The 6,523-nt window shown below is 63.9% G+C and carries 6 protein-coding genes; 2 read left to right on the top strand and 4 right to left on the bottom strand.

Going from position 1 to position 6,523, the window contains the following annotated elements; genetic code table 11:
* The 3 genes from VG320_RS07095 to VG320_RS07085 all read right to left on the bottom strand — a co-directional run.
* Nucleotides 1–404: contractile injection system protein, VgrG/Pvc8 family (locus VG320_RS07095; protein WP_327199419.1), on the bottom strand; the 404-nt coding region annotated here is incomplete at its 3' end.
* Nucleotides 401–661 carry a PAAR domain-containing protein gene (locus VG320_RS07090; RefSeq protein ID WP_327199418.1) on the bottom strand — a complete coding sequence of 87 codons (261 nt, stop codon included), beginning with the start codon at nt 659–661 and terminating at the stop codon, nt 401–403. The genes VG320_RS07095 and VG320_RS07090, both read right to left, overlap by 4 nt.
* A 166-nt stretch (nt 662–827) precedes the next feature.
* Entirely contained in the window at nt 828–3,101 is a 2,274-nt protein-coding gene (locus VG320_RS07085; RefSeq protein ID WP_327199417.1) for a TonB-dependent siderophore receptor, read from the bottom strand.
* Nucleotides 3,102–3,471: 370 nt separating this feature from the next.
* Here VG320_RS07085 and VG320_RS07080 point away from each other — a divergent pair, with 370 nt between their 5' ends.
* A complete protein-coding gene (locus VG320_RS07080; protein ID WP_027816991.1) occupies nt 3,472–3,792 on the top strand; it encodes a pyrimidine/purine nucleoside phosphorylase in 321 nt (106 codons plus the stop codon).
* Between the two features lie 225 nt (nt 3,793–4,017).
* A complete protein-coding gene (locus VG320_RS07075; protein ID WP_414695988.1) occupies nt 4,018–5,352 on the top strand; it encodes a chloride channel protein in 1,335 nt (444 codons plus the stop codon).
* A 15-nt stretch (nt 5,353–5,367) separates the two neighbouring features.
* Here VG320_RS07075 and VG320_RS07070 read toward each other — a convergent pair whose 3' ends face one another.
* Nucleotides 5,368–6,522 carry an enoyl-CoA hydratase/isomerase family protein gene (locus tag VG320_RS07070; protein ID WP_327199416.1) on the bottom strand — a complete coding sequence of 385 codons (1,155 nt, stop codon included), beginning with the start codon at nt 6,520–6,522 and terminating at the stop codon, nt 5,368–5,370.
* Between the last annotated feature and the right edge of the window lies 1 nt (nt 6,523).

Raw genomic sequence — 6,523 nt, 5'->3', positions numbered from 1 at the left:
CATGTACGCGAATTCTGGCGTAGCGTCGCCGGCCATACCGATGGGCGCAGCGTGAATTCGTAGACGACAGCGTTCTTCTCGACACCCAGCACGCGGATTTCCGTAATGAGTCCGCCTATCTCCCGCACGCCCGCACCACGTAATATCGGCGCACTAAGGTCGATATTTTCCAGATTGATCGCAACGGTCGCGAAGGTCCCTCTTATCTGGTCCAGTTCCAGAGCCGGATTCATCAAAAACTCCGGCGCAGACTCCGCATGCGGCGCAACTACTTCGACGCGGTAATAAAAAAGTCGCCCCGTACCTTCGTTTCCATGCAGGCGCCGCACGGCGAGGTCGCCGGGCAGCGCCTGCCCCTGGATGGTGAGCGTGGAGAACACGGCGGCAGGGATCGAGCGGTTCATGCGCGCGCTTCTTGCAGGGTTGCGCCGCATGTCGTCTTGTCGCCCAGATAAGCAATGCGCTTTCCGTTGTGGGTGTTTCTGCTAGTGGCGATGATATTAAAAACGCCATCGCACTTTGGACACGACACGCGGTCGCCGTCCATAGCGATGCGTCTGCCCATATGGGTCCGATCGGGCGCACCGTCGATTATTTCGCCGCCGTGGTCTGTCGTATCGCCCTGGCGCGCCATTTCACGGCCAGTTGTGTTGTCTCTCATGAGCATGGTCCCCCGTAACGCAAGCTACGCTCGCACTACCCGACACTTTTAGCCTATTTGAGCTAAATCGCTACAAGAGAATTCCTAAACGACAGCGCATTCCCATACAAAAAGAGACGCCCAAACATCAGGCGCCTCTTTTCAACCTACCGCATCACTCACACGCTTACTGATAGAAATTCAGCGTCACAACCGCCGAGCGGCCCGGCGCCCACGTCGCGTAAATCGGGTACGCACTCTGGTAGTACTGCTTATCGAAGATATTATTTACGTTAAGCTGCAGATCGACCTTCTTCGAAACGCGCCACGTGGCCGAAGCATCGAATCGCGCATACCCCGGCGTCCACTTGCGCGAAGTCGACGACACCGACGCATAAGTCAGGCTCGACACCGTCGCACCCGCGCCCAACGTGAGCTTCGGCAACACGTCGTAGCTCGTCCACAGCGTGAAGTTGTGCTTGGGCACCATCACCATCGGCAAGCCCGAATTCTGCGGCGTGGTCGGTCCGGCATTGGTCGTGATCGCATCCAGATACGAGTAACCGCCGAAAACCGCCCACTTGTTCGTCACGTTGCCCGCGAAGCCAAACTCGAAGCCGCGCACGCGCTGCGAGCCTGCGTTGATCGTACCGCCCAGGCCGTCGCTCACGCGCGCATTGGTCTTGTCGGTCTGGAACAGCGCCGTGGTCAGCGACAGGCGTTGGTCGAGCACGTCCCACTTCGCACCCACTTCGATGTTGCGCGAGCGCTCCGGCGCGAGATCCTGGTTGGTGGCCGTGATCTGGTCGGTGCCACCGCCGAGACCCGAGTTCGAACCCGGCGGATTCGACGACGTACCGTACGACGCGTACAGGCTCACCGTATGAATCGGCTTGAAAACAAGGCCAAACTGGTAGCTGAACAGATTCGACGTGTTGCTCAGATCGGCGACGCCCTGCTGCTGCGCATTCACGTCGTAACGATCGAAACGCATGCCCGCATTGAAGATCCAGCGGTCGGACAGTTGCACGCTGTCGAACAGATACGCCGACGCGATATTCGTGCGCGTGTGCGTAGCCGGTCCCGGGAAGCTCTTGTCGCCGTTGAGCAGGATGCTGCCGGTCCACGGGTTGTTCGGGTTCCAGGCGTTGACCGACGTGCAGTTGTACGCGATCGAGCACGGGCCGCCCGAGCGGATATTGTTGCCCGCCGAATCCGTCACGAGATAGCCCTCGTAGAGGTCCTGCTCGTGGCTGAACTCCACGCCCGCCGTGAGCGTGTGGCGCATGCCATAGAGGTCGAACTTGCCGTTCGCTTCGGTCTGGTTCGACACGCTGTTGGTCGCGTATTTGCCGCTCTTGGCCTGCAGGCTGAGGATGTTCGAGGTCGCGCTGGTGAGCTGCGGATTGGTCGCGATGTAGTCCAGCGTCGAGCGGCCGAACATCGTGGTGTTCTTGATCTTCCAGGCGTCGTTGATGCGGTGCTCGACCTTCACTTCGCCGGTGTCGTTCTGGCCACGGCGATAGTCGCGCGAGTTCAGCCCATAAAACTGGCTGCGATTGCTCGAGATCGGCGTTCCGCCCGTGGAGCGGAACGGCACGCTGAAGTCGGGCATGTCGTAGGTGTTCAGGTGGTAGTAGCTCAGCGTCACCGTGGTCGGCGAATTCAGGCCGAACGCGATCGACGGCGCCACGCCCCAGCGTTTGCTGTAGACATTGGTGCGACCCGCCACATCGGAATCGTGACCCATGACATTCAGGCGGAACGCGCTGGTGTCGTTGATCTTCTGGTTCCAGTCGACGGTCGCGCGGCGGAAGCTGTCCGTGCCCAGACCGACGCTGCCATTGATGAAGTTATCGGCAGTCGGCGTTTTGGTGGTGATGTCGATGCTGCCGCCCACCGAGCCGCGCCCCGCGTACACCGAATCCGGGCCCTTCACGACGCTGATATTTTCGACGTCGAAGGTCTCGCGGTTCTGCACGCCCGAATCGCGCATGCCGTCCACGAAGATCGAATTGCGCGATTCGAAGCCGCGAATCACCGGGCGGTCCGCCGACGGATTGGCCGCCGCGTCGCCGCCCAGGAAGGTGATGCCGGGCACCGTGCGCAGCGCGTCCTCGAAGGTCGAGACGTTCTTCTGCTTGAGCACTTCCTGCGGAATCACCGTGACCGAGCGCGGCGTGTCGATGAGCGGCGAGGTGAACTTGTACGAGGACAGCGACTTCGTCTGCATCTCGGAAGGCGCCGACGAACTGACCTTGACGGCGGGCAGCGTGGCCTCGGTGGCGCCTTGCGTGGCATTGGACGAAGCCTTTGCGCTAGCGGCGCTCGACGAGGCCGGAACAGCAGGCGCCGCGGGCGCAGCCTGGGCGTGGGCCGCTTGCGTTGCGAAGAAACCGGAGCAATACAGGGCTGCTACGGACGCGACTGTGCGCATCCGCGTCGGGAAGATGACGGACATGGTTTGGGCGGTTTGATCGAAGGCGCACGCCTGTGCGCCGCGGGACGTTATGCGTCCACCGCGCCAGGAGATGCCTGGGTGTTGTCGTTTTTGAGAATGCGAATGTTTCTCATTCGCTTCAGCAATTGTAATTAATCGTCACAATCATGTAAACAATTAAAAGGGGTATTCGTAGGATTTCGTTGACAGAATGACGAGGCTCGACGCCGCGAGGGCGGTCCATGCGCCCTGCGAATGGCGATATTGAGCGCTACGCCGCCCGCCTTCGGGCCGGTATGATGGCGCTCTCGCACTGGGCGCGCGGCGAGCAGAAGGACGCGCCCGGCGGCGCGAAGGCATCCATTCACGAACGTTCCAGAGGAAGACCGCCATGACGGCTGCAGCACAATTCGACCAGGTTTCCGTTATCAAACGCGCCAACGTCTATTTCGACGGCAAGTGCGTGTCGCACACCGTGCTGTTCGCCGACGGCAGCCGCAAGACGCTCGGCGTGATCCTGCCGTGCCAGCTCAACTTCGGCACCGACGCGCCGGAACTGATGGAAGTGCAGGCCGGCAAGTGCCGTATCCGTCTGGACGGTAGCGACGAGTGGAAGAGCTACGGCGCGGGCGAGTCGTTCTCGGTGCCGGGCAAGAGCCGCTTCGATATCGAAGTGACCGAGACGCTCGACTACGTCTGCAGCTACCTGTAAGCGATTTCGAGCACGCGCTTGCAACGCCCGCCGTGCCTTGCGCGCGGCGGGCGTTTTCGTTGCTGGCGCGACAACGCCGTCGCGACACCGTCGCTACAATTAGCGCGTGTTGCCAGACCGCAGCGCCTTTCCTCTACTGCCGCTCCTGCCGTGTTACCCATCGATCCCGCTCCACGCTCCCGCGCCCGACCCGACACCGAACGACCGCCCGCGCGCAGTCCGCTCGTGACGCTCGCCGTAGTGACTGTGCTCACCGGCATCGGCGCAGGCCTGGGCGGCATGCTGCTCGCGATGCTGCTGCATGCGATCCAGCACTTCGCCTACGGCTACAGCCAGGCGCATCTGATCGGCAACGAGAGCTTTCTGGAAGGCGTGACGGGCACCGCGCCGTGGCGGCGCGTGGCCGTGCTGGCGGCGTGCGGCTTGATCGGCGGCGTGGGCTGGTGGGCGCTTTACCGCTACGGGCGTGCGCTCGTGAGCATCAGCGCGGCGATCAAACCGGGCGGCCCGCGCATGCCGATGGTGTCGACTACCGTGCATGCGCTGCTGCAGATCGTGACGGTGGCGATGGGCTCGCCGCTAGGACGCGAAGTCGCGCCGCGCGAGATCGGCGCCGTGATCGCAAGCTGGCTTGCGCGACGCACAGGCCTGACCGCCGCCGAGCGCCGCGTGATGATTGCGTGCGGCGCGGGCGCGGGTCTGGCCGCCGTATACAACGTGCCGCTGGGCGGTGCGGTGTTCGTGCTCGAAGTGCTGCTGGGCACCTTCGGCTGGTCGGCGGCGGTGCCCGCGATCACGACATCGGCGATTGCGGCCGTAGTCGCCTGGATTGGCCTGGGCGACGAGCAGCAGTATCACGTGCCCGCCTACACGATCAACGCGCAACTGGTGGTGTGGTCGGTGCTGTGCGGGCCACTGTTTGGCGCGGCGGCGCATGTCTTTACGCGCCTGACAAGCCGCGCGCGCGACGCGTCACCAAGGGATTGGCGCTTACCGGTTTATTCAGTGCTGAATTTTGCGGCGATTGGCGTGCTGGCGATCTGGTTTCCGCAGTTGCTGGGCAATGGAAAAGGCCCGGCGGGATTGAGCTTCGACGATAACCTCGGCATTGGCCTTGCGGCCACGCTGCTGGTGCTCAAGGTCCTCGTCACGACGACGACGCTGCGCGCGGGCGCCAAGGGCGGCCTGCTCACGCCGGGGCTCACGAACGGCGCGCTGCTCGCGATCGTGATCGCGGGCCTCCTCAATCATGTGTGGCCGGGACTCGCGGCGGGCGCGTTTGCGATCGTGGGCGCGGCGGCGTTTCTCGCCGCATCGATGCAGATGCCTTTGACCGCCACGGTGTTGATGCTGGAGTTCACGCACGTGAACCACGATCTGGCGATTCCGATGCTGCTGGCCATCGCCGGATCGGTGGCGACGCTGCGCCTGCTCGCGCGTGCGCAACGGCCCGCGCGCGGCGCGGCGGCTGGCCGGTCGCCCCGGTTATCGGATGAAGAGCGCCAGCGCCGCCTCGCGGCCCTGCGCGACCCGAGCGCGGCGCGCGAAGCGTCGGACTGACACCTCTGCAGAACTTCACGCGCCCAGATCCGCGAGCGGATGCGTCTGACTACGCCACGGCGAGCAAAGGAACTGCTGCACGCGTTCATCGCGCACTTCGGCGAGCGTCGCGGGCGCCCAGCGTGGCTTGCGGTCCTTGTCGATGAGGTGCGCGCGCACGCCCTCGCAGAAGTCGCCCTCTTCGATTGCGCGCGCAACGATCCCGAGCTCCATCCGGAAGCTCTCCGCGAGCGTCAGTTGGCGTCCGCGCAGCAAGGCTTCGCGCGTGACTTCGAGCATCGTCGGCGAATAATGCGTGAGCGCTTCGAGCGAAGCTTCGAGCCAGGCGCGATCGGCTTCGGACGGTTCGCGTTCGAGCGCGGCGCGCAATGACGCGACGATCTCGACGACCGGTTTGCGGCGATCGAAGTGCTGCACGATCAACGCCGCGTTCCTGCTCAAGGCGCTCTCGTTCGTATGAACGTCCTGACACGGCGCATCGAACACGCGCCGCAGCGTGTCGCGCACATTGCCGTCGAAATGCGTCTGTGCAAGGCGCGCTTCGTAACCGTCGAGCCATTCGCCGGGCACGCAAAGATCGGCGAGATTGCAGTGAAGCGCGTCCGCGCCATTCAGCATCGCGCCAGTGAGACCCACGTAAAGCTCCGTCTCCACCGGCATTTTCGCCAGGAAGTGCGTTGCGCCCACATCGGGCAGCAGGCCGATGCGCGTCTCGGGCATGGCGATCTTCGTGCGCGAAGTCGCCACGCGCAGCGCGGCCGCCTGTCCGAGCCCCATGCCGCCGCCCATCGTCACGCCGTCCAGCAGCGCGACGAGCGGCTTTTCGAAGGTGTGCAGCGCATAGTCGAGCCGGTATTCATCGACGAAAAACTGCTGCCAGCCGTCCTCGCCCAGGCGCTCGCCCGCGCGCGCCAGCCGGTCGATCGCCCGCACGTCGCCGCCCGCGCAAAAGCCCTTCGGCCCTGCGCCCTTCAGCACCAGTGCAACGATGGCGTCGTCGCGGCGCACGCGTTCGAGCATGGCGGCGATCTCGCGCACCATCGCATGCGAGAGCGCATTGAGCGCGGCCGGACGGTTCAGCGTGATGATCGCGACGCGGTTGACCACGCGAAACAGCACATCGGCTTCGGCCTGCACTGCGGTCTGCGTGGAAGCGGGTATTGCATTCATT

This window comes from Paraburkholderia sp. (assembly GCF_035948235.1).
Taxonomy (GTDB): domain Bacteria; phylum Pseudomonadota; class Gammaproteobacteria; order Burkholderiales; family Burkholderiaceae; genus Paraburkholderia.
This window is presented reverse-complemented; position numbering and strand designations above follow the sequence as displayed.

Bases quoted from the DNA above. Each gene is read 5' to 3' on its own strand.
- VG320_RS07080 (WP_027816991.1), top strand. From the start codon at position 3,472: ATGACGGCTGCAGCACAATTCGACCAGGTTTCCGTTATCAAACGCGCC.
- VG320_RS07090 (WP_327199418.1), bottom strand. From the start codon at position 661: ATGAGAGACAACACAACTGGCCGTGAAATGGCGCGCCAGGGCGATACG.
- VG320_RS07085 (WP_327199417.1), bottom strand. From the start codon at position 3,101: ATGTCCGTCATCTTCCCGACGCGGATGCGCACAGTCGCGTCCGTAGCA.
- VG320_RS07070 (WP_327199416.1), bottom strand. From the start codon at position 6,522: ATGAATGCAATACCCGCTTCCACGCAGACCGCAGTGCAGGCCGAAGCC.